The sequence below is a fragment of the Billgrantia endophytica genome, from assembly GCF_002879615.1.
GTDB classification, from domain to species: Bacteria; Pseudomonadota; Gammaproteobacteria; order Pseudomonadales; family Halomonadaceae; genus Halomonas; species Halomonas endophytica.
In genome coordinates, this window is the sequence record NZ_PNRF01000023.1 from 14,674 (window position 1) to 37,452 (window position 22,779).

Genomic DNA, 22,779 nt, shown 5'->3' on the forward strand with positions numbered 1-22,779 from the left:
AGCCCCAAGCCGAACCCAAGCTGCGACCGACGGCATCAGTCACTATTGAATGGGCGCCGTCAGGTATGCGGCACGAGAGACGAGCTTGCGCCACAAGGGGCGGTTCTGCAGCTCGTCATATCCAATCCGTCGACAGTTGGCGAAGTCGCGTTCGAGCATCAGCCGCACTTCCGCCGCAAAACGACGATCCGGAATGAATGCGGTAATCTCGAAATTCAACCGGAAGGAACGGTTATCCAGGTTCACGGTGCCAACGCTGGCCGCGCTATCGTCGATCAAGATCACCTTCTGGTGAAGGAATCCGGGCTGATACCGGAACACCTTGACCCCGGCACGAACCATGTCAGGCAGGAACGAGAATGCCGACAGGTAGATCAGGAGATGATCGGGATGTTCGGGGATCATGATGCGGACGTCCACGCCGCGCATGGCAGCCAGGCGAAGAGCGTCCTGAACGCCCTGGTCAGGGACAAAATAGGGACTGGTCACCCAGAGACGTTCATGGGCACTGTGAATGGCATGCTGGACGAGAAGACTGGCGGTTTCCTGCCGATCGGCCGGCCCGGAAGGCACGATCACCACGTTCTGGCACTCCTCACAGGTCACGCTCGGCTCCCAGTTCAGGTTGATCACCTTCCCGGTGCCCCAATGCCAGTCCTCCCAGAAGGCTTCCTGCAGGCCCAGCACGCTGGGCCCCGTCAGCTTGAGGTGGGTATCCCGCCACGGGCCATGACGCGGATGCTGGCCGAGATATTCCACCCCGACATTGAAACCACCCAGCCAGCCCTCGCGGCCGTCGGTCACCAGTATCTTGCGGTGGTTGCGGAAGTTGAGCTGAAACCGGTGCTTGAATCCCCGCGATGAGCGGAAGGCACTGACCTCGACGCCGGAGTCGCTCAACTCGCGGAGATACCCTTCGGAAAGCTTGCGGCTGCCTATTTCGTCGAAGAGAAAATAGACACGCACGCCTCGCTCCACCGCCTGCTGCAAGTGATGCTTGAGCTTGATGCCCAGGGCATCGTGCCGAACGATGAAGAACTGAACAAGCACGTATTCCCGAGCCGCATCGATACCGGCGAAAAGACTCTCGAACGTTTCCTGGCCATCGATCAGTAGTTCGGCATGGTTACCATTGGTCAACGGCATCATCGCCAGCTGCTCGACTGCACGGATATCGGGATCCTTCACATGAGCCAGGAAAGGTTCGATCTGCTCCCGATAGCGGGCCAGTATCCGGCGCAGCACGGTATCGCGTTCGCCACGGGCGGAAACGTAGCCATAGAAGCGTGGCCGACCGAAGATCCAGTAGGCAGGAACCGCCAGGTAGGGAATCGTCACCAACGAGATGATCCAGGCCACGGCTCCCTGTGATGTGCGGCTGGAGAGCAGTGCCAGAACTGCCGATAAAAAGCCCAGCAGATGTAACAGGAAAATCACCAGGCCAAAAAGCCAGGATGTCATGATCTCTCCCTGAAAAAACAGTGTTCTACAGCATACCTCAAATGGCAGCGGCCCCGCCAGATGGCGAGGCCGCCGCTCATGTGGAAAGGAGCAATCGAAGCGGATCAGGCACGCTCGGCGATGATCTCCTTCCATTTGGCGGGGCCCGTCTGGTGGACGGATGTTCCCAGGCTGTCCACCGCCACGGTCACCGGCATGTCCTCGACGTCGAACTCATAGATCGCTTCCATGCCCAGGTCCGCGAAGCCAACGACGCGTGACGTCTTGATCGCCTGGGCCACCAGATAGGCAGAGCCACCTACGGCCATGAGATAGACCGCCTTGTTGTCGCGGATCGCCTCGATGGCGGCCGGCCCGCGCTCGGCCTTGCCGACCATGCCCAACAGGCCAGTCTCCTCCAGCATGGTGCGGGTGAACTTGTCCATGCGGGTGGCGGTGGTAGGGCCGGCTGGGCCGACCACCTCATCACGCACTGGGTCCACCGGACCGACGTAGTAGATGAAGCGCCCCTTCAGGTCGACCGGCAGGCTCTCCCCTTTCGCCAGCATTTCCACCATGCGCTTGTGGGCGGCGTCACGACCGGTGAGTAGCTTGCCGTTGAGCAGCAGCGTATCGCCGGGTTGCCAGGTCAACACCTCCTCCGGCGTCACGGTATCGAGGTTGACGCGCTTGACGTTGCTACCCGCCTCGCGGGTGATTTCAGGCCAGTCCTCCAGCTTGGGAGCCGGGAGTGACGCGGGACCGGAGCCGTCGAGGGTAAAATGCGCGTGACGCGTGGCGGCGCAGTTGGGGATGATCGCCACCGGCTTGTTGGCCGCGTGGGTCGGATAATCCTTGACCTTGATGTCGAGAACCGTGGTCAGGCCGCCCAGCCCCTGCGCGCCGATACCACTCTTGTTGACCTTGTCGAAGAGTTCCAGACGCAGCTCCTCGGCCCGGTTGGATGGCCCCCTGGCCTGCAGCTCCTGGATATCGATAGGATCGAGCAGCGCTTCCTTGGCAATCTCCATCGCCTTCTCGGCGGTGCCCCCGATGCCGATGCCGAGCATACCCGGCGGACACCAGCCGGCACCCATCTTCGGCAACTGCTCCATGACCCAGTCGACAACGCTGTCCGAGGGATTGAGCATGGCGAACTTGGACTTCGCCTCGCTGCCGCCGCCCTTGGCGGCAACATGCACCTCGACGGTGTCGCCCGGCACGATCTTGTGATGGATGACCGCCGGTGTATTGTCGCCGGTATTCTTGCGGGCTCCGTCCGGGTCGGCCAGAACGGAGGCGCGCAGCACGTTGTCCGGCAGTGCATAGGCACGACGAACACCTTCATTGATCATGTCGTCCAGGCTCATGTCGGCTTCCCAACGCACGTTCATGCCGACGTGAACGAAGACGGTGACGATGCCGGTATCCTGGCAGATGGGACGATGCCCGGTGGCACACATCCGTGAATTGATCAGGATCTGGGCGATCGCATCCTTGGCCGCCGGATTCTCTTCACGCTCATAGGCCGCCGTCATGGCGTCGATGAAGTCCTTCGGGTGGTAATAGGAAATGTACTGTAGCGCATCGGCGACACTCTGGATCAGGTCGTCCTGGCGGATCACGGTCATGAGCAGAAAACTCCTCGGCGTTGTCGGCATTGCCCGCGGAAGGGATCGTCTTGTTGTCACGGGCTCGAACGGTGACGAATTATACCGCAACGACATCCTGTCGACAGTCGTTTGCCGCCAAGGTCTTATTTGTGCGGGAATGGGTGCTTGCCTCGATTTGTCCTATCCCTCGGCCGGCACTACCCTTCCCAGTAGCCTGGGAAGGAGTGACGACATACGATCAAGGAGATGATCATGCAGCCCAACGTCAGCGATTTTATCGTTTCTCGTTTGAAAGAGTGGGGAGTCGAGCGTCTGTATGGCTATTCCGGCGATGGCATCAATGGCGTCATGTCGGCACTGCGACGCGTCGAGGGCGCCCCTCGCCTGATCCAGCCCCGCCATGAAGAGGTGGCCGCCTTCATGGCCTGCGGCCATGCCAAGTTCAGTGATCGGGTCGGAGTCTGCGTCGCCACGTCGGGGCCCGGGGCCGTCCATCTCCTCAATGGCCTTTACGATGCCAGAAAGGACCATATGCCCGCCGTGGCCATCGTCGGCCAGCAGGCCCGCATGAGCCTGGGAACCGACTATCAGCAAGAACTCGACCTCATGTCCCTGTTCAAGGATGTGGCCAGTGAATACGTCCAGATGGTCACGGAGCCCGCCCAGGCACGGCACGTCATCGACCAGGCCATGCGTATCGCCATTTCCCGTCGCACCGTGACCTGCGTGATCCTGCCCAACGATGTCCAGGATCTTCCCATGAAGGATCCCCCCATGGAACATGGCGCGGTCTTCTCCGGTGTCGGCTATCGTTTCCCCCATCAGGTGCCAAAAGACGTCGATCTCGATGCCGCGGCGGAAATACTCGGCAAGGGCAAGCGAGTGGCCATACTCGCCGGCGCCGGCGTCAAGCATGCCGTCGATGAACTGCTTCAGGTGGCCGAGCTGACTGGCGCCGGCATTGCCAAGGCGATCCTGGCCAAGACCATGATCCCCGATGACCTGCCGGGTGTCACCGGCTCCATCGGCCTGTTGGGCACGGAAGCCAGTGACAGGATGATGAAGGAGTGCGACACCCTCCTGATGGTCGGTACGCGCTTTCCCTATGTCGAGTTCCTGCCTGAGCCCGGCCAGGCACGCGCCATCCAGATCGATGTCGCGCCCGAAGCGCTGGGGGTACGCTACCCCACCGAGATCAACCTGCATGGTGATGCCGGGCCAACCTTGAGCGCCCTTGCCCAGCGACTCAAGAGGAAATCCAACCGCAGATGGCGCAGGCAGGTCCAGACATGGATCGATGACTGGTGGGACGTGTTAGAGGCCCGAGCCACAACGGAAGCCTCACCGATCAACCCGCAGCATGTCTTCCAGAGCCTGTCGCCACGCCTGCCGGACAAGGTGATGTTGGCGTGCGACGTGGGAACGGCAACCAACTGGTATGCGCGCAACCTGAAGATCCGTCAGGGAATGCTTGGTTCCGTCTCGGGTGGGCTGGCCTCGATGGGCAACGGGGTGCCCTACCTGCTGGCGGCCAAGTTCTGTCATCCCGATCGGCCCGCGATCGCCATGGTCGGTGATGGCGCCATGCAGATGCTTGGCAATATGGCGCTGATAACGCTGGCGAAGTACTGGAAGGAGTGGGAAGACCCGCGCTGCATCATCCTGGTCTTGAACAATCATGACCTGAGCCAGGTGACCTGGGAGCAGAGAGTCATGGAAGGCGACCCAAAATTCGATACGTCGCAGGATATTCCCGAGTTCCGCTATGACCAGTACGCCGAGCTCCTCGGCTTCCGAGGCCTGCGCATGGAGCACGAGGACGATGTCGACCGGGTATGGGAGGAGGCCCTTGCTGCCGACAGGCCCGTCGTCATCAACGCCTACACCGACCCCGACATCGCTCCCCTGCCGCCACATATCGAATTCGAGCAGGCAAAAAACTACATGGCTTCGATCGTCAAGGGCGATTCTTCCGGCATCCACGCCGCCAAGCTATCCGCCAAGCAGATGGGACGGTCCCTGTTCAAGCGCAAGCGCTAGGAGCCGGGACGTCGAGAAAAGGCGCTCCCCTGAGAGCCTCTTCCGTACTGTTTTTGCTACTAGCATGATAACGGTATATTTCCGTGCCCAAGTCGCATCTCAGCCCATCTGGCAGGCAGGAAACAGGTAGAGCCGCCGGAAATGCCTCGAGCGATCCACGTAACCCAGCCGCAGCACAGCATACCATCAACGGTACCCTATCCCAGCGCCAGCTGCCGCTCCTTGAGCTCATGCAACCGATCACGCAGACGCGCCGCCTCCTCGAACTCCAGGTTCTGGGCCGCCTCGAACATGGCATCTTCCGTGCGCGACACCTCTTTCACCAGTTCGGTCGGCGACAGGGCGGTGAGGTCGTAGACCGCGGCGCCTTCCGCCACTTGCCTCTCGCCACGCCTACGACTGCCCTTCTTGCCCGGAGTCTGGGAGGTTTCCAGGATATCGGCCACCGACCGGGTCACCGTGGTGGGGGTGATGCCATGCGCTGCGTTATGCTCCATCTGCTTGGCTCGGCGACGTTCGGTTTCCTCCATGGCCCGGCGCATCGAGTCGGTCACCCGGTCGCCATAGAGAATGGCCTTGCCATGGGCGTTACGTGCCGCCCGTCCGATGGTCTGTACCAGGGAGCGCTCGTTGCGCAAGAAGCCTTCCTTGTCGGCATCGAGTATCGCCACCAGTGAGACTTCCGGGATGTCCAACCCTTCACGCAGCAGGTTGATGCCGACCAGGACATCGAACTTGCCCAGACGCAGGTCGCGAATGATCTCCACCCGCTCCACGGTATCGATGTCGGAGTGCAGGTAGCGCACGCGCACGTCATGTTCATCCAGGTACTCGGTCAGATCCTCGGCCATGCGCTTGGTCAGCGTCGTGACCAGAACGCGCTCGCCGACACCGGCGCGCAACCGTATCTCGGATAGCAGGTCGTCCACCTGGGTGGAGGCCGGGCGAACCTCGAGCTCGGGGTCGAGCAGGCCGGTGGGACGCACGACCTGCTCGACGAGCTGCCCGGCATGCGCCGCCTCGTAGGGGCCCGGCGTGGCCGAGACGAAGATGGTCTGGGGGCAGATACGCTCCCACTCCTCGAATTTCATCGGCCGGTTGTCCAGGGCCGACGGCAGGCGGAAACCGTACTCCACCAGCGTCTCCTTGCGGGATCGGTCACCCTTGTACATCCCGCCCACCTGGGGAACGCTGACATGGGATTCGTCGATGAACAGCAGCGCATCCGCCGGCAGGTAATCGAAGAACGTGGGCGGCGGCTCGCCCGGTGCACGGCCCGAGAGATAGCGCGAGTAGTTCTCGATACCGTTGCAGTAGCCCAGCTCGTTCATCATCTCGAGGTCGTAGAGGGTGCGCTGCTCCAGACGCTGGGCCTCCACCAGCCTGTCGTGCTTGCGCAGCCAGTCCAGGCGCTCGACCAGTTCGCTCTTGATCCTGTCCGCCGCCGCCAGAATCGTCTCCCGTGGTGTCACGTAGTGGCTCTTGGGATAGATGGTCATGCGCGGGACCTTGCCACGCACCTCACCGGTCAGCGGATCAAACAGGCTGATGGTGTCGATTTCATCGTCGAACAGCTCGACACGTACCGCCTCCTCGTCGGAGTCGGCGGGATAGATATCGATGACGTCGCCACGCACGCGGTAGGTGCCGCGCCGGAAATCCATGTCGTTGCGGGTGTACTGCAGCTCGGCGAGCCGGCGCAGGAAATCACGCTGGTTGATCAGCTCGCCGCGAGTGAAGTGCAGCCGCATCTTGAGGTACTGGTCTGGATCGCCCAGGCCATAGATGGCCGACACCGACACCACGATCAGGGCGTCGCGGCGCTCGAGCAGGGCCTTGGTGGCGGACAAGCGCATCTGCTCGATATGCTCGTTGATCGAGGCATCCTTCTCGATGAAGGTATCCGAAGACGGCACATAGGCCTCGGGCTGGTAGTAGTCGTAATACGAGACGAAATACTCGATGGCGTTGTCGGGAAAGAACGACTTGAATTCACCATAGAGCTGTGCGGCCAGGGTCTTGTTGGGAGCCATGACGATGGTCGGCCGCTGCAGCCGCTCCACCACGTTGGCCATGGTGAAGGTCTTGCCTGAGCCGGTCACCCCCAGCAGGGTCTGGTGGGTCAGCCCCGACTCCAGGCCATTGATCAGGCCCTCGATGGCCGCGGGCTGATCACCGGCCGGCTGGAAATTGGACTGAAGGCGAAACGACTTGCTCATGGCAGCTCCGGAATGCATCAGGCGCCGAAGCGGCGCCTGGGTGAAACGATGCCGACCTGCCGACGGCTCACACCTCTGCGACATCGGCGGTGCGGGTGGTGACCTCTACCGTGGAACTGGTCATCAGGCGGTGTATCGGGCACTTGTGACTGATCTCCTCGAGCCGCGCGCGCTGCTCAGGGTCGTCGATACCGTGAAAGGTCATCACCACTTCGAGTCGATAGGTACCCTTCCGTTCCTCGCTGTCATCGCGATTGATCACGACGGCAATACGCTCGAGGGGCCATTTCTTGCGCTTGGCGTACATCTGCGCGGTAATCGCCTTGCAGGCACCCAGGGAGAGGTCGAAGTAGTCATGGGGATCCGGTGCGCCGCCCTCGCCGCCGAAAGCCTTGGGCACGTCGACGTAGAGATCATCGAAACCATCGAGTTCGACCCGCTGGCGAAAGATGCTGTTGCGTTCGCTGATGACTTCAATGGTCTTCTTCATTGTCTGACCTCGGCTGGATTACTGTACGTCGATGGGAAGCTTGAGCGACTGTACCGCCTTGATCAGTGCTTCGCGCGAAACGCGACCTTCCACGTCGGCGCCATGGCGACCAACCTCGGCTGACTCGACGCCATCCAGCATCATCAACGCCGTCGTAATGCGGTTGACCTGATCGGCATTCTCCACGCCTCGAAAGCTCAGCGATTGCTGTGCCATACGTCACTCCTGATCCGGCGGTAAGGGGGCGCACATGTCGAAAAGCGAGTTTAGCATGCCACCCACCGGGCGACAGAGACTTGCAATCCCCGCCCTTCGCCCGCATACCATAAGGTGATACAACCCCCTGATATTCCCGACATGATGCACCTGGAGCCACAGGCAATGAGTGACTGGATTACTGCCCTGGACGGGCGGCATAACAGCGAGGATCGGGTCGACTTCGACACCAGCGATCAGGCCAGGCAGGCACTGGAGGCCACTGCCGTCACGCCGCTCGTCCATCTGGGCGTGCTCGACGTGATCGGCCCAGGTGCCGGGAAGTTCCTGCAGGGCCAAACCAGCGCCCAGGTGGATCTTGCCAATGGTGACTTCGCCCCCCCAACCTGCTTTTGTACCCCAAAGGGCCGCATGCTGGCCAATGCCCAACTGTTGCGAATCGCCCCCGACCACTACCGCCTGATCATGCACCGCGGCCTGATCGAAACGCTGCGCGATCATCTGAAGAAATTCGCCCCCTTCTACAAGTCCGAGCTCAAGGTTCGTGACGACCTGGCCTTGATCGGGCTGATCGGCAGGGAGGCCCATGCATTGGCCGAGGTTCGGTTCGACACGGTGCCGCCAGCGGTCTGGCACCAGGCTAGCCATGACGCGGTTCAACTCCTGGCACACCCGGGGTTACAGCCTCGGCTGCTGGCTTGCCTGCCCGCCACGACAGCGCGAGAAGTCTTCTCCGGACTCGTTCCTCAAGCCATGCCCGTCGGCAATGCGATCTGGTGCCTGCATGACATCCAGGCCGGGCTTGCCTGGCTCACACCCAGGCATGAGGACGCCCTGCTGCCCCAGATGATCAACTGGGAGGCCCTGGGCGGCATCAGTTTCAAGAAGGGCTGCTATACCGGGCAGGAGGTCGTGGCACGTGCCCACTTCCGCGGCCAGGTCAAGAAACGCCTGATACGTGCCCAACTGGAGGGAGATAGGGTGCCGGCACTCGGCACCCCCCTGCTCGACGAAAACGGCAAGTCCCAGGGCGAAGTGCTGGCCGCCGAAATGGACGCCTACGGCCAGCCCGAGATACTGGCGGTAGCCAGCACCAGGGAGGGCCTCGGACCGCTGAGCGTCGGCGGGCAGCCGGCCAAGCTGTTGAAGCTTCCCTACTCCATCGAACGGCTGGATCCGGAAAGCCTGGCCTAGCCGAGATCCAGGCCGAAGAGGCGACTCGCGGTGGCCGTGCTCTGGGCGGCAATCGCCTCCGGCGTCTCGCCGCGCAGTGTTGCCACCATCTCGCAGATCCGGCCGATGCGTGCCGGCTCGTTACGCTGCCCCTGATGGCCACATGGCGGCATATCGGGGCTGTCGGTTTCCAGCACGAAGCCATCCCGGGGCAGGCTCCTTACCGCACGCCACAGCCGCTGGGCACGCTCATACGTCACGGCGCCACCCAGGCCAACCACGAAGCCGAGGTCGAGAAATTTCCAGGCCTGGTCCGGCGAACCGGCAAAGGCATGGATCAAGCCTCCGGCAGGCATGTCCAACTGACGCAGCCGCTTGGAAACCTTGTCGTTGGCGTGTACGCAGTGGATCACCACCGGCAGCTGGCGCGACTTGGCCAGGCGCAGCTGGGCGTTGAACAGCTCCCACTGGGCATCCAGGCTCTCCTCGAAGCGGGCATCGATGCCGCACTCGCCCAGCGCCCTCACTTCGGGGTGCTCATCGAGCACCCGCGCCAGCGCCTCGGTATCCCCTTCCTGATGATCCTGCATGAAATAGGGGTGCAGCCCCAGACTGATACTGACATCGTCCCGCTCACCCAGCGTCAGCACGCCTGACCAGCGCTCACGCGTGGTTCCGGGCACCATGAAGTGTCCCACACCGGCCGCCCTCGCCCGCTCGAACACCGCCTCGCGGTCCTCGTCGAACTCGGGAAAATCCAGATGACAGTGGGCGTCGATCAGCATGGTGGCTCTCCCCTGGCGCTTTTTCAGAGCGCCAGGCGATCAATGCTCGCGTGTCGCCGCGAAGCGAATATCCGGCCAGCGCTCCTGGGTCATCTGCAGATTGACCCGTGTAGGGGCAATGTAGGTCAGATAACCGCCGCCATCTATCGCCAGGTTGTTACTCGCCTTGCGCTTGAACTCCTCGAGCATCTTGGCATCGTCGCAGTAGACCCAGCGCGCGGTCTGCACGTTCACCGGCTGGTAGACACAGTCGACCTTGTACTCCTCCTTGAGGCGATGGGCCACCACGTCGAACTGCAGGGTACCCACGGCACCAAGGACAAGATCATTGTTGTCCAGCGGCTGGAACAGCTGGGTGGCGCCCTCCTCCGACAGCTGCTGCAAGCCCTTCTGCAGCGACTTGAGCTTGAGTGGATCCTTCAACTGGACCCGCTTGAACAGCTCCGGGGCGAAGTGGGGAATGCCGGTGAAACGCATGTCCTCGCCCACGGTGAAGGTATCGCCGATCTGGATGGTACCGTGGTTGTGCAGACCGATGATGTCACCGGGCCACGCCTCCTCCACCTGGGTACGATCCGAGGCCATGAAGGTCAGCGCATCGGCGATCTTGACGTCCTTCCTGATACGCACATGGCGCATCTTCATGTTCTTCTCGTACTTGCCCGAACAGACCCGAAGGAAGGCGATACGGTCGCGATGGTTGGGGTCCATGTTGGCCTGGATCTTGAACACGAAGCCGGTGAACCTGGGATCGGCCGCTTCCACGTTGCGGGTATCGGTCTCCCGCGGCTGGGGCGGAGGCGCGTACTCGACGAAGCCATCCATCATCTCCCGCACGCCGAAGTTGCCCATGGCGGTTCCGAAGTAGACCGGGGTCAGCTCACCGCGCAGGTAGGCATCATGGTCGAACTCGTGTGATGCCCCACGCACCAGCTCCACTTCCATGCGCAGCTCCTCGGCCAGGTCCTCGCCGAGCACCGTGTCGACCTCGGGATTATCGAGTCCTTCAATGCGCCTGTCCTCGGGGATCCGGCTACCCTGGCCTTGGGTGTAGAGATGGATCACGTCGTTGTAGAGGTGATAGACGCCCTTGAAGTTGCGTCCCATGCCGATCGGCCAGGTCATCGGTGCGCACTGGATATCGAGCACCTCCTCGACCTCGTCCATCACCTCGACCGGATCGCGGGTCTCACGGTCCATCTTGTTGACGAAGGTGAGGATCGGCGTGGTGCGCAGACGACACACTTCCATCAGCTTGATGGTGCGCGCCTCGACGCCCTTGGCCCCGTCGATCACCATCAGCGCCGAGTCCACCGCCGTCAGGGTACGGTAGGTGTCTTCGGAGAAGTCCTCGTGGCCCGGCGTATCGAGCAGGTTGACGATGCGTCCGCCGTAGGGGAACTGCATCACCGAGGTGGTCACCGAGATGCCCCGCTCCTGCTCCATCTTCATCCAGTCGGAAGTGGCATGGCGATCGTTGCGCTTGCTCTTCACCGAGCCGGCCAGCTGGATGGCATTGCCGAACAGCAGCATCTTCTCGGTGATGGTGGTCTTGCCCGCGTCGGGGTGCGAGATGATAGCAAATGTCCTGCGCAGCCCGACTTCTCGGGCCAGAGTGGCTTCTGACATCGGATTCGAATTCGCCGTCATGGCACCGGCTGACGGTGCGTGAATGGAATGGCACGCATTCTACGGCTTTGGCGCCGGCAGTTGTAGGGCGCGGAACAGAATCGCCGGGTCCGTGCCAGTGGCGGCGAAACAACGACATGCCGTGGAGGCGAAAAGATCGAGCCCTGGCGCGTTTCGGTATGGGCAGGTCGTTGAACGAGCAGCCCCGGCAGGGGTGATGTCCTCATACTGGTACGGCTCAATGCCCACCGTAGAGGAGATATCACCCAGACCACTCCCTCATACCCCCGACAGCCCCTGAACGATATGCCTCTATCCCTCGTCCTGTCTGCAATACGAAGGCGGAAGCAGTGCGCCCTTGCGATAGGTCGAGAACAATAACAAATGGGAGACCCCATGATGAAATCGACGACTTCCGGTTCCTTACCCGGCAGCCCCGGCCCAGAGGGCGTTCCGGCCCCCGAAGGCCCCACCGACCTGATCGCGACCGACTATGTGATCGGTCAGGACAATCTCACCGGCCAGTTCCGCCTCAACCTGGACATCCATGGCAAGGTGTTCGGCATTTCCGCCCTGGTCACGTTGCTCTTTGTCATCCTGACCCTCTCGCTGCAGAATGACGTGGAGCCCCTGTTCAGTAGCCTGCTCAACTGGCTCACTGGCCACCTGGCCTGGTTCTTCCTGCTCTCGGCGAATATCTTCGTCGTCCTCTGCCTGGCCCTGATCGTCTCGCCCCTGGGCAGGGTGCGAATCGGCGGCATGAACGCCCGACCCGACTTCTCCTATATGGCCTGGTTCTCCATGCTGTTCGCCGCCGGCATGGGCATCGGGCTGATGTTCTACGGGGTCTCTGAGCCCATGTCGCACTTCACCAGCGCCATGGGTGGAACGGCAATGGAGAATGGCGCACGCAGCGACTGGGCGCCGCTCGGGGCGGCTGCCGGCAACGCCCAGGAGGCGGCTCGCCTCAGCATGGCCGCCACCATCTTCCACTGGGGTCTCCATCCCTGGGCCATCTATGCCATCGTGGCCCTGGCATTGGCCATCTTCACCTACAACAAGGGGCTGCCGTTGACCATGCGCTCGATCTTCTATCCGGTGCTGGGCGAACGGATCTGGGGCTGGCCCGGTCATGTCATCGACATCCTGGCTGTGCTCGCCACCCTCTTCGGGCTGGCCACGTCACTGGGCCTCGGAGCCTCCCAGGCCGCCGCCGGCCTCGGCTACCTGTTCGGCATTCCGGGCGGCAATACGACCATGGTTCTGCTGATCATCGGTATTACCCTGGTTGCCGCCCTCTCCGTCGTCGCCGGCGTGGAAAAGGGCGTGAAACGCCTCTCCCAGCTCAACATGACGCTGGCTTTCCTGCTGCTGCTCTTCGTCATCACCGCCGGCCCCACTCTGGTGATCGCCACGGGGGTGCTGGACAGCCTGGTGGCCTATGCCACTCACCTGCCTGCGCTCGCGAATCCCTTTGGCCGTGAGGATGCCAACTTCAGCCAGGGCTGGACCGCCTTCTACTGGGCCTGGTGGATCTCCTGGTCGCCGTTCGTCGGCATGTTCATCGCCCGGGTCAGCCGTGGCCGCACGGTGCGCGAGTTTCTCGTTGCCGTGCTGCTGGTACCATCGCTGGTGTCGGTGCTGTGGATGACCGCCTTCGGTGGAACCGGCATTCATCAACTGGTGTCATCGGGATTCGAAGGGGTCCAGAATGCAACGCTCGAATTGCAGCTGTTCGTGATGCTGGCCGAACTGCCGCTGGCTGCCATCACTTCCTTCATTGGCATCGTGCTGGTGGTGGTGTTCTTCATCACCTCATCGGACTCCGGCTCGCTGGTGATCGATACCATTACCGCCGGTGGCAAGGTCAATGCACCCAAACCCCAGAGGGTGTTCTGGGCCATGATCGAAGGTTTGATCGCCATCGCTCTGCTGCTGGGCGGGGGACTCGTGGCGCTACAGGCCATGGCGGTCTCCACTGGGCTCCCCTTTACCGTGGTGCTGCTGGTGGGCTGCTATTCGATCGTCAAGGGACTGATGAGTGAACCCCGGGGGCGCCCGGCGCTCAAGCCAACCGTCACCTGACCTTCTCGTCCGATCTTGGGTGGCCCGCGGTGGGCCGCCTGCCACCCTTGGTATCGCTGCCACCTGAAAAAGCCCCGCATGCGGGGCTTTTGGGCCCGTACAGGGTCGGCCCCACCACGAAGCGTGCCCCGAGAGTCTCGGGGCACGCAGGGTGTCGCAACGCCGGAGTCACACGGATGGATCAGAAATCGACCACCAGGTTTCCCCGCGGCGTACTGCAGCAAGAGAGAATGTAGCCTTCGGCGATATCCTCGTCGGTGATGCCGCCGTTGTGCTCCATCTCCACCTGGCCCGAGGCGAGGGCCACCCGGCAGGTACCGCAGATACCCATACCGCAGGCCTTGGGGATATGCAGCCCCAGCCTGGCCGCCGCCGAATGCACCGTCTCCCCCGGCGGGATACGCACGCTCTTGCCGGTGGCACGAAATTCGACCAGCACCTTGTCGGCCGCCTCGATGGCATCGGCGGCACTTTCTGCCTGCTCGGCCAGTTCCAGCGCCTCATCCTGCACCTCCTGAGGCGTGGCCCCAAAAGATTCCTCGTGGTAGCGAGTCATGTCGAAATCGTTGTCTCGCAGCAGTTGCCGGATCGCCTTCATGTAGGGCGTGGGGCCACAGCAGAATATCTCGCGCTCGAGGTAGTCGGGCACCATTAGCGCCAGCATGGCAGGGTTCAGGAAACCGCGAAATCCCGCCCAGGGCAGCCCCAGTTCATCGCTGCGCTCGCAGACCAGATGCAGCTTGAACTCCGGTATGCGCGAGAAGATATGTTCGAGCTCCCGGTGGAAGATGATGTCCCCTGGGGTCCGGGCGCTGTGCACGAACTCCAGATTGACCATGGCATTGGTATCGAAGAACCAGCGTGCCATCGACATCAGCGGCGTGATGCCCACGCCACCGGAGAGCATCAACACCCTTTCCGCCGGGTAGTCGATGGCATTGAAGTTGCCCACGGGCCCATGCACGGCGAGTTCGTCGTTGACCGAGAGGTTGTCGTGCAACCAGTTGGAGACCCTGCCCCCGGGCACCCGCTTCACCGTGATCGAGAAGCTGTAGGGTACCGACGGAGAACTGGAAATCGTGTAGGAGCGCATGATCGACTCTCCGTCGATCTCCAGCTCCAGGGTCACGAATTGGCCCGGCTTGAAGAAGAAAAGAACCGGATGCTCGGACATGAAGCAAAAGGTACGGACATCCCAGGTTTCCTGGATCACCTTGACGCAACGCACTCTGTGGCGTCCGTTGGTCCATGTCTGGGTGGTGACAGGATTGAGGAAGTTCATTGTCATGTATCGTCTCGCCAAGGATAAGCAAGAATGCCTGAGCCACCGCCGGGCAACTCAACCACACCTGAAGGCATTCTGCGGGGTGGAGGGTTCCACCCACTGTTCTGGCAGCGACATCGACTTGCCTGAAGGGGTCGATGGTGACAGGCAACCTGGGGATGCGGGTCGTAACCACGCCCGTTGGCGTCGCTGCGAGACATGGACACCTCTCGCCCCTGAACCACACTCCGCTTGCCTCCGGGGCTCTCCATGGTCCCGGACGACACGAAACTCCGTCACTAGCCCAAAAAAGGATTTCGCGACATGTCTGCCATCACCCCGCCTCCCCTCGACGATCCGCTGTCCGCCATTCGCCACGATGTCGCAGGCCGTCTTCTCGCCCGAAGGCCCGGCTTCTCACTGCCGCAGCCGTTCTACAATGACGGTCGACTGTTTGCCCTCGACATGGAGACGATCTTCGAGAAGGAGTGGCTGTTCGCCGGCATGACCTGCGAGATCCCGGCAAAGGGGAACTACCTCACCCTCGACGTGGGCGATAACCCCATCATCATCGTGCGTGGCGGCGAAGGCGCCATTCACGCGTTCCACAACGTCTGCCGCCATCGCGGCTCGCGCCTCTGCACCCAGGAGCGAGGCAAGGTCGCCAAGCTGGTCTGTCACTACCATCAATGGACCTATGAGCTCGACGGCCGGCTTCTGTTTGCCGGGAGCGACCTGGGCGTCGACTTCGATTTCGCCGAGTTCGGGCTGCGCCCCATTTCTGTACGAAACGCCGGTGGCTTCCTCTTCATCTGCCTGGCCGAGACTCCGCCGGAAATCGAGGGCTTTCTGGCAAGCCTGTCGCGCTATGTCGCCCCCCATGACCTGGAGAACACCAAGGTCGCGGTGACCTCCACCATCGTCGAGCAGGCCAACTGGAAGCTCGTGGTCGAGAACAATCGCGAGTGCTATCACTGCAATGGCGCCCACCCGGAGCTGCTCAATTCGCTTCAGGAGTTCGACGATACCGACGATCCCCGCGCCACCGACGCGTACAAGACGCTAGTGGCACGCAAGCAGGCCGACTGGAACACCCTGGGGGCTCCCTGGCAGTTGCAGCGGTTCGGCCGCCAGAACCGCCTGACCCGAACGCCGCTGCTCGAAGGACGCGTCTCCATGACCATGGATGGCAGCCAGGGCTGCCGCCGGCTGCTCGGCGAACTGAGCGACCCGGACATGGGCTCGCTGCGCATCCTGCATCTGCCCAACTCCTGGAATCACGTCATGGGCGATCATGCCGTGGTCTTCCGGGTCATGCCGCTGGGACCGCAGCAGACCGTGGTGACCACCAAGTGGCTGGTACACAAGGATGCGGTGGAAGGCGTCGACTATGACCCCGCCGCACTGCGCCGCGTCTGGGATGTCACCAACGAGCAGGACCGGCGACTGGCCGAGGAGAACCAGCGCGGCATCAACTCGAAGGCCTACTCGCCGGGCCCCTACTCACCCACTTACGAGTTCGGCGTCATCGACTTCATCGACTGGTACTGCGAACGACTGCAGGAAAGCCTGGTCCACGACAGCCCCAGCCTTCAGGTGGTTCGAAGCTGATCCACCCGCCAAGCCTGCTGGCGGGCCTGACGGGGCCCGCCAGCGTGCGGCCCGGCAACGACAAGAGCCTGAGTCCCCGCGTGTTTGGCCATGCCTGGGCATTCAATGCGTCGGGTGTTCCTGTCGTCAGCCGCCCTCCGCCAGCGCCGACTCCCCGCGACTCAACCGGCAGGCGGCATACTTGAACTCGGGGATCTTGCCGAAGGGGTCCAGCGCCGGGTTGGTCAGGATGTTGGCGGCCGCCTCCGCATAACAGAAGGGCACGAACACCATGCCGTCGGGCATGCCCGGATCGGTGCGCACCGACAGGGTGATGCTCCCCCTTCGCGTGGTGATGGTGATGGCGGCCCCGGGCTCCACCCCCAGCCGGCGCATCTCCCCCGGCGCCAGCGAAGCAACCGCCTCCGGCTCCAGGTCGTCGAGCACCCGGGCCCGACGGGTCATGGAACCGGTATGCCAGTGCTCCAGTTGGCGCCCGGTGGTGAGCACGACCGGATAGTCGGCGGTAATCGGCTCGTCCGGGGGCAATGGCAGGGTCGGAGAAAAGGTGGCACGGCCGCTCGCGGTATGGAAGGCATCGCTGAACACCACATCGGCCCCCGGCTCATCGTCCGCCGGGCAGGGATAGGTGACCGACGCCTCCCGCTCCAGGCGTTCCCAGGTGATGTGATCGAGCGATGGCATGCCACGCTGCATTTCCGCAAAGACATCACGAGGGTGATCATAGTGCCAGTCGAGGCCGAAGCGACGGGCGATCTCCTGGATGATCCACCAGTCCGTGCGCGCCTCCCCTGGCAGCGGCAGGGCGGCACGTCCCAACTGTACCTGGCGGTTGGTGTTGGTGACGGTACCCTCCTTTTCCGGCCAGGCGGAAGCCGGCAGGATCACATCGGCGAACTGCGCCGTTTCGGTAACGAAGAGGTCCTGCACCACCAGGTGCTCCAGCTTGCCCAGGGCGGCACGGGCATGATCGAGGTCCGGGTCGGACATGGCCGGGTTTTCACCCTGGATATACATACCCTTGATCGTGCCGTCATGGATGGCATGCATGATCTCCACCACGGTCAGCCCCGGCTGGTCATCCAGCGGCGTATTGTTCCACAACGCCTCGAAGGCGGCACGAACCCGGGCATCCCCGACCGGCTGGTAGTCGGGCAGCACCATGGGAATCAGGCCGGCATCGGAGGCACCCTGAACGTTGTTCTGGCCCCGCAGCGGATGCAGCCCCGTCCCTGGGCGCCCGGTCTGACCGCAGGCCAGCGCCAGCGAGATGAGGCATCGCGCATTGTCGGTACCGTGAGTATGCTGGGAGATCCCCATCCCCCAGAAGATCATTGCCTTGTCCGCCCTGGCGTAGAGACGAGCCACCTCGCGAATCGTGGCGGGATCGACACCGCAGGCGGCCGTCATGGCCTCGGGCGTCATGGGAGCCACGTGGGCCTTGAGCGCTTCGAATCCTTCGGTGTGCTCGGCGATATAGGCCTCGTCGTGGAGACCCTCGGTGACGACCACGTTGAGCAGGGCATTGAACAGCGAGACGTCGGACCCTGGCGTGAAGCGCACGCTGAGGTGCGCATGGGCATCCAGCGCCTGGCCACGAGGGTCGATGACGATGAACTTGGTGCCGCGTTTCGCGGCCTGCTTGAAGAAGGTCGCCGCCACCGGATGGTTGATGGCCGGATTGCAGCCGGTGAGGATCACCACATCGGCGTTGTCCGCCTGCATGAACGAGGCCGTCACCGCCCCCGAGCCGATGCACTCCATCAGGGCCGCCACCGAACTGGCATGACACAGTCGGGTACAGTGGTCGACGTTGTTGGTGCCGAAACCGGTGCGCACCAGTTTCTGGAACAGCCAGGCTTCCTCGTTGGTACACTTGGCGCTGCCGAAACCGGCCAGCGCCGAGGAGCCATGGTCGGCCTTGAGCCGCTTCAAGCCATCGGCGGCGATATCCAGCGCCTCATTCCAGCTCGCCTCGCGGAAGTGGGTCAGTGGCGCGGCCGGATCGAACGCCGGGTCCAACCCCTTCGGCACCCCTGGCTTGCGAACCAGCGGCCGGGTGATCCGCGCGGGGTGACTGGGGTAGTCGAACCCGAAGCGCCCCTTCACGCAGAGACGATTCCGGTTCGATGGGCCATCCCGCCCCTCGACGTACATTATCCGGTCGTCCTTGATGTGGTAGGTCAACTGGCACCCCACCCCACAGTAGGGGCAGACCGAATCGACCCGGCGATCCGCCACCCGGGAGTCGCCACGTCCTGCCTCGTCGACCAGCGTGGCCGGCATCAGCGCACCAGTGGGGCACGCCTGCACGCACTCGCCACAGGCGACGCAGGTGCTCTCCCCCATGGGATCGTCGAAATCGAAGACGATCTTCGATGCCGCCCCGCGGTGAGCCAGGCCGATCACGTCGTTGACCTGCACTTCGCGGCAGGCACGCACGCAGAGGTTGCACTCGATGCAGGCGCCGAGATCGACGGCCATGGCCGAGTGGGAACGATCCCGCACCACGGCCGCCTCCCGGATGGCGACATGGTGCACGGCCGGCCGACTGCGCTCACCCTGTCCCGGCAGCCACTGGCGTACCGCATCGGCATCGACGGCGAGCTGGTCGACCATGGCCCAGAAGTGGCTGGACCGGTCGGGACTCGTCTCGCGCTCGGGCTGGTCCACGGCAAGCAGCTCCATGACGCCCTCACGCGCCACTCGGGCACGCTCGGACGAGAGGCTCTTCACCACCATGCCGGGCGTGGCCGGACGCAGGCAGCTCGCCGCCAGCACGCGCTCGCCTTCGATCTCCACCATGCAGGCGCGGCAGTTGCCGTCGCTGCGGTAGCCCGGCGCATTCTTGAAGCAGAGATGCGGAATGGTCTCGCCCGCCCGCCTGGCCACCTGCCACAGAGTCTCCCCGGGAGCGGCGGTGACGTCGACACCGTCAAGCGTCAGGGTAAAGTGGTCGGCATCGCTGCCCATGGTCGTCATATCGGTCGTCGTCATGATCGCCTACCCCCTGATGATCAGGTTCTGGTTGGCCAGCTCGGGGCGAAAATCCTTGAGCAGGCCCAGCACCGGGTTGGGTGCCGCCTGCCCCAACCCGCAGATCGAGGCGTCCATCATCACCTGCGACAGGCGCGTGAGCGCCGCGGCATCCCACTCCTCGCGCTCCAGCAGGGCCAGCATCTTCTCGCTGCCGACCCGGCACGGCGTGCACTGGCCACAGGATTCATCGGCAAAGAAGGCCAGCAGGCTGGTCGCGACCCCACGCAGGTCATCCTGGTCAGACAGCACAATGACGGCAGCGGAGCCGATGAAGCAGCCGTGCTCCTGCAGGGTGTCGAAATCCAGCGGGATATCCGCCTTGCTCGCCGGCAGGATCCCGCCTGATGCACCACCCGGCAGATAGCCCAGCAGGCCGTGGCCCTCCGCCATGCCGCCACAGTACTCATCGACCAGCTCGCGCAAGGTGATTCCGGCCGGCGCCAGATGTACCCCTGGATAGCGGACCCGGCCGGAGACCGAAAAGCTGCGCAGCCCCTTGCGCCCGTGCCGCCCCTGGCTGGCGAACCATTCGGCGCCACGCGTGTGAATGAGCGGAATCCAGTAAACGGTTTCCACGTTGTTGACCAGGGTCGGGCGGTCGAAGAGGCCCTTCTGGGCAACGAAAGGCGGGCGGTGGCGGGGCTTGCCCGGCTTGCCCTCCAGCGACTCGATCAACGCCGACTCCTCGCCACAGATGTAGGCCCCGGCGCCACGCCGCAGCACCACGTAGCCGGGGGCGATCAATCCGGCCGTTTCCAGCTCACCGATGGCCTCGCGCAGCACCCGGTGCAGCCCGGGGTACTCGTCACGCAGGTAGATGTAGAGCGCCTCGGCCTCCACGGCCCAGGCGCTGACCAGGGCACCCTCCAGGAAGCGGTGCGGTTCGCGTTCCAGGTAATAGCGATCCTTGAAGGTACCGGGCTCGCCCTCGTCGGCATTGATGACGCAGTAGCGTGGACCGGGCTCGGCACGCACGAAATGCCATTTTCGGAAGGTCGGAAAGCCCGCGCCACCCAGCCCGCGCAGGCCGGCCTCTTCCATCTCGTGCATCAATGCTTCGACGGAAACGCGTCCGGCACGGCAGTCCGCCAGCAGGGCATGGCCGCCAGCGGCCCGGTAGTCGACAAGGCGCGACCAGTCGATCGGCTCGGGATGCAGTTCCCCCGTTGCCAGCGTCGCCGCGACACGCTCGGACGTGGCATGCCCCAGATGGCGATGCCCCACTTCCACCACCGGTGCGGTCTCGCAGCGACCCACACAGGGAGCCCGCAGCACGCGCACCTCGGACGCATCGAGACCCGCCTCGAGCCGGGCCCTGAGCGCGTCGGCGCCGGCGAGCCGACACGAAAGGGAATCACAGACCCGCAGCGTGATCGCGGGCGGCGCCCGTTGATCGTCGTGGATCACATCGAAATGGGCGTAGAAGGTTGCCGTCTCGTAGATCGCGGCCATGGGCAGGTTCATGTAGCTGGCCAGGGCGCGCAGTGCCGTCAAGGGCAGGTGCCCGCGCCCGTCCTGGATCGCATGGAGGTGCTCGATCAGCAGGTCGCGGCGGCACAGGTCCGGGTGGTCACGCTCGTCGCCGAGCAACTGGCGCAGTGCTGAAAGCTCGTCGTTGTCGAGTTCGCGGCCGCGGGGCTTGCCGCGAAAGCGGCGCTTGGGGTTCACGGTCTGGGCGGTCATGGCGGGCTCGTATCGTGTCTTGTTGGTATCGGTCATCTCATGGTGTCATTCCCTATACTAGGACAATGTGTCCGGTATGCCGGCCTTGTTCCGTATCGACGGGGCCTCGCCGGATGAGCCTCGGCCCGAACCGAGGCCCATCACGAACCCGCTTCGACGGGCATGGTCGTCGCCGGTGGTATCAGGCAGCCACGCTGCCGTGGGGATCGATGACGAATTTCTTGGCCACGCCCCCATCGAAGTCGGCATAGCCACGGGGCGCCTCATCCAGTGAGATCACCTGAACGTTGACCGCCTTGGCGATCCGTACCCTGTCGAAGAGGATCGCCTGCATCAACTGACGATGGTATTTCATCACCGGGCACTGGCCGGTATGGAAGGAGTGGGACTTGGCCCAGCCCAACCCGAGTCGCATCGACAGGTTGCCGTGCTTGGCCTCGTCGCTTTCGGCCCCCGGGTCTTCGGTGACGTAGAGGCCGGGAATACCGATCTGGCCGCCGGCCCGGGTGATGTCCATGCAGGCGTTGAGCACGGCCGCCGGCTGCTCGTGCGAATGGTCATGGCCATGGCAACGCGCCTCGAAGCCCACGGCATCCACCGCGCAGTCCACCTCCCGCTCACCGAGGAGCGGCTCCAGCATGTCGGCCATCGGCGTATCCTGGCGCAGGTCCAGGGTCTCGCAGCCGAAGCTCCTCGCCTGATCGAGACGCTCGGGATTCATGTCGCCGACGATGACGCAGGCCGCTCCCAGCAGTTGGGCGGAAACCGCCGCCGCCAGCCCGACCGGCCCGGCACCAGCGATATAGACGGTGCTCCCCGGCCCCACGCCGGCGGACACGCAACCGTGGAAACCGGTGGGGAAGATGTCCGACAGCAGCGTCAGGTCGCCGATCTTTTCCAGGGCGATATCGCGGTCGGGGAACGTGAGCAGGTTGAAGTCGGCGTAGGGCACCATGACGTATTCGGTCTGGCCGCCGACCCAGCCACCCATGTCGACATAGCCGTAGGCCGCCCCGGGACGCGCCGGGTTGACGTTGAGGCAAATCCCGGTCCTGCCCTCCTTGCAGTTGCGGCAGCGTCCGCAGGCGATGTTGAAGGGCACCGAGACGATATCACCGGCCTTGACGAACTCCACGTCGCGGCCGCACTCGATCACTTCGCCGGTGATCTCATGCCCCAGCACCAGGCCCTTCGGGGCCGTGGTGCGCCCGCGCACCATGTGCTGGTCGCTGCCGCAGATATTGGTGGTGATCACCTTGAGGATCACACCGTGCTCGCACTTGCGCTTGCCCAGCGCCAGTTCGGGGAAGGGAATCGGCTGCACCTCGACCTTGCCGGGGCCCATGTAGACGACCCCACGATTGGCTTGGCTCATGGCTGGCTCCTGTCATTGTTATGAGGGTTTCGCGTCTCCAGCCTAGGCCTTCCCGGACTCGGCACTTGCCTGACAGAGGCACCGGCATGCCTGTGCGAGACATCGCAAGGCAAGTAA

Annotated in this window: 15 protein-coding genes; 4 read left to right on the forward strand and 11 right to left on the reverse strand. The window is 63.4% G+C overall.

Annotated features, from left to right (window positions below; all coding sequences use genetic code 11):
- Positions 1-42 precede the first annotated feature (42 nt).
- Together cls and C1H69_RS11345 are read right to left on the reverse strand one after the other, a co-directional pair.
- On the reverse strand, positions 43-1,461 hold the full coding sequence (gene cls, locus C1H69_RS11340; RefSeq protein WP_102653519.1) for a cardiolipin synthase: 1,419 nt from the start codon (positions 1,459-1,461) through the stop codon (positions 43-45).
- Positions 1,462-1,565: 104 nt separating this feature from the next.
- A complete protein-coding gene (locus C1H69_RS11345; protein WP_102653520.1) occupies positions 1,566-3,071 on the reverse strand; it encodes a fumarate hydratase in 1,506 nt (501 codons plus the stop codon).
- 234 nt (positions 3,072-3,305) lie between these two features.
- On the opposite strand from C1H69_RS11345, the gene C1H69_RS11350 reads away from it, so the two are divergent.
- Complete coding sequence (locus C1H69_RS11350; RefSeq protein WP_102653591.1) at positions 3,306-5,093, forward strand: thiamine pyrophosphate-requiring protein; 1,788 nt, start codon at positions 3,306-3,308, stop codon at positions 5,091-5,093.
- A gap of 197 nt (positions 5,094-5,290) precedes the next feature.
- Here the strand turns inward: C1H69_RS11350 and uvrB are convergent, their stop codons facing one another.
- The 3 genes from uvrB to C1H69_RS11365 all read right to left on the reverse strand — a co-directional run bounded on the left by uvrB (position 5,291) and on the right by C1H69_RS11365 (position 8,018).
- The gene (gene uvrB, locus C1H69_RS11355; RefSeq protein ID WP_102653521.1) at positions 5,291-7,312 is read right to left on the reverse strand and encodes an excinuclease ABC subunit UvrB; all 2,022 of its coding nucleotides are present in this window, start codon (positions 7,310-7,312) and stop codon (positions 5,291-5,293) included.
- A gap of 67 nt (positions 7,313-7,379) precedes the next feature.
- Complete coding sequence (locus C1H69_RS11360; protein ID WP_102653522.1) at positions 7,380-7,802, reverse strand: OsmC family protein; 423 nt, start codon at positions 7,800-7,802, stop codon at positions 7,380-7,382.
- An 18-nt stretch (positions 7,803-7,820) separates the two neighbouring features.
- Positions 7,821-8,018 (reverse strand): copper-exporting P-type ATPase CopA, encoded by a 198-nt coding sequence (locus tag C1H69_RS11365; RefSeq protein WP_102653523.1) that lies wholly within the window; start codon positions 8,016-8,018, stop codon positions 7,821-7,823.
- A gap of 165 nt (positions 8,019-8,183) precedes the next feature.
- Between C1H69_RS11365 and ygfZ the strand changes: the two genes are divergently transcribed.
- Entirely contained in the window at positions 8,184-9,212 is a 1,029-nt protein-coding gene (gene ygfZ / locus C1H69_RS11370; RefSeq protein ID WP_102653524.1) for a CAF17-like 4Fe-4S cluster assembly/insertion protein YgfZ, read from the forward strand.
- Here the strand turns inward: ygfZ and C1H69_RS11375 are convergent.
- Positions 9,209-9,976, reverse strand: a complete 768-nt coding sequence (locus C1H69_RS11375; RefSeq protein WP_102653525.1) for a TatD family hydrolase — start codon at positions 9,974-9,976, stop codon at positions 9,209-9,211. The genes ygfZ and C1H69_RS11375 overlap by 4 nt on opposite strands.
- Before the next feature lie 39 nt (positions 9,977-10,015).
- A complete protein-coding gene (locus C1H69_RS11380; protein ID WP_102653526.1) occupies positions 10,016-11,605 on the reverse strand; it encodes a peptide chain release factor 3 in 1,590 nt (529 codons plus the stop codon).
- A 399-nt stretch (positions 11,606-12,004) separates the two neighbouring features.
- Between C1H69_RS11380 and C1H69_RS11385 the strand changes: the two genes are divergently transcribed.
- Positions 12,005-13,690 (forward strand): BCCT family transporter, encoded by a 1,686-nt coding sequence (locus C1H69_RS11385; RefSeq protein WP_102653592.1) that lies wholly within the window; start codon positions 12,005-12,007, stop codon positions 13,688-13,690.
- Positions 13,691-13,871: 181 nt separating this feature from the next.
- On the opposite strand, the gene C1H69_RS11390 is transcribed toward C1H69_RS11385, so the two are convergent.
- On the reverse strand, positions 13,872-14,978 hold the full coding sequence (locus C1H69_RS11390; protein ID WP_102653527.1) for an FAD-binding oxidoreductase: 1,107 nt from the start codon (positions 14,976-14,978) through the stop codon (positions 13,872-13,874).
- Positions 14,979-15,278: 300 nt separating this feature from the next.
- On the opposite strand from C1H69_RS11390, the gene C1H69_RS11395 reads away from it, so the two are divergent.
- Entirely contained in the window at positions 15,279-16,565 is a 1,287-nt protein-coding gene (locus C1H69_RS11395; RefSeq protein ID WP_102653528.1) for an aromatic ring-hydroxylating oxygenase subunit alpha, read from the forward strand.
- Positions 16,566-16,691: 126 nt separating this feature from the next.
- On the opposite strand, the gene fdhF is transcribed toward C1H69_RS11395, so the two are convergent.
- The 3 genes from fdhF to fdhA form a co-directional block, all read right to left on the reverse strand.
- The gene (fdhF, locus tag C1H69_RS11400; RefSeq protein ID WP_240609914.1) at positions 16,692-19,562 is read right to left on the reverse strand and encodes a formate dehydrogenase subunit alpha; all 2,871 of its coding nucleotides are present in this window, start codon (positions 19,560-19,562) and stop codon (positions 16,692-16,694) included.
- Between the two features lie 6 nt (positions 19,563-19,568).
- Positions 19,569-21,323, reverse strand: a complete 1,755-nt coding sequence (locus C1H69_RS11405; protein WP_240609915.1) for an NADH-ubiquinone oxidoreductase-F iron-sulfur binding region domain-containing protein — start codon at positions 21,321-21,323, stop codon at positions 19,569-19,571.
- 145 nt (positions 21,324-21,468) lie between these two features.
- Complete coding sequence (gene fdhA, locus C1H69_RS11410; RefSeq protein WP_102653529.1) at positions 21,469-22,662, reverse strand: formaldehyde dehydrogenase, glutathione-independent; 1,194 nt, start codon at positions 22,660-22,662, stop codon at positions 21,469-21,471.
- Positions 22,663-22,779 lie beyond the last annotated feature (117 nt).

What these genes read in the sequence shown, in the direction of transcription:
- cls (WP_102653519.1), bottom strand. Translation starts at nt 1,461, where the DNA reads ATGACATCCTGGCTTTTTGGCCTGGTGATTTTCCTGTTACATCTGCTG.
- C1H69_RS11345 (WP_102653520.1), bottom strand. Translation starts at nt 3,071, where the DNA reads ATGACCGTGATCCGCCAGGACGACCTGATCCAGAGTGTCGCCGATGCG.
- C1H69_RS11350 (WP_102653591.1), top strand. Translation starts at nt 3,306, where the DNA reads ATGCAGCCCAACGTCAGCGATTTTATCGTTTCTCGTTTGAAAGAGTGG.
- uvrB (WP_102653521.1), bottom strand. Translation starts at nt 7,312, where the DNA reads ATGAGCAAGTCGTTTCGCCTTCAGTCCAATTTCCAGCCGGCCGGTGAT.
- C1H69_RS11360 (WP_102653522.1), bottom strand. Translation starts at nt 7,802, where the DNA reads ATGAAGAAGACCATTGAAGTCATCAGCGAACGCAACAGCATCTTTCGC.
- C1H69_RS11365 (WP_102653523.1), bottom strand. Translation starts at nt 8,018, where the DNA reads ATGGCACAGCAATCGCTGAGCTTTCGAGGCGTGGAGAATGCCGATCAG.
- ygfZ (WP_102653524.1), top strand. Translation starts at nt 8,184, where the DNA reads ATGAGTGACTGGATTACTGCCCTGGACGGGCGGCATAACAGCGAGGAT.
- C1H69_RS11375 (WP_102653525.1), bottom strand. Translation starts at nt 9,976, where the DNA reads ATGCTGATCGACGCCCACTGTCATCTGGATTTTCCCGAGTTCGACGAG.
- C1H69_RS11380 (WP_102653526.1), bottom strand. Translation starts at nt 11,605, where the DNA reads ATGTCAGAAGCCACTCTGGCCCGAGAAGTCGGGCTGCGCAGGACATTT.
- C1H69_RS11385 (WP_102653592.1), top strand. Translation starts at nt 12,005, where the DNA reads ATGAAATCGACGACTTCCGGTTCCTTACCCGGCAGCCCCGGCCCAGAG.
- C1H69_RS11390 (WP_102653527.1), bottom strand. Translation starts at nt 14,978, where the DNA reads ATGACAATGAACTTCCTCAATCCTGTCACCACCCAGACATGGACCAAC.
- C1H69_RS11395 (WP_102653528.1), top strand. Translation starts at nt 15,279, where the DNA reads ATGTCTGCCATCACCCCGCCTCCCCTCGACGATCCGCTGTCCGCCATT.
- fdhF (WP_240609914.1), bottom strand. Translation starts at nt 19,562, where the DNA reads ATGACGACGACCGATATGACGACCATGGGCAGCGATGCCGACCACTTT.
- C1H69_RS11405 (WP_240609915.1), bottom strand. Translation starts at nt 21,323, where the DNA reads ATGACCGATACCAACAAGACACGATACGAGCCCGCCATGACCGCCCAG.
- fdhA (WP_102653529.1), bottom strand. Translation starts at nt 22,662, where the DNA reads ATGAGCCAAGCCAATCGTGGGGTCGTCTACATGGGCCCCGGCAAGGTC.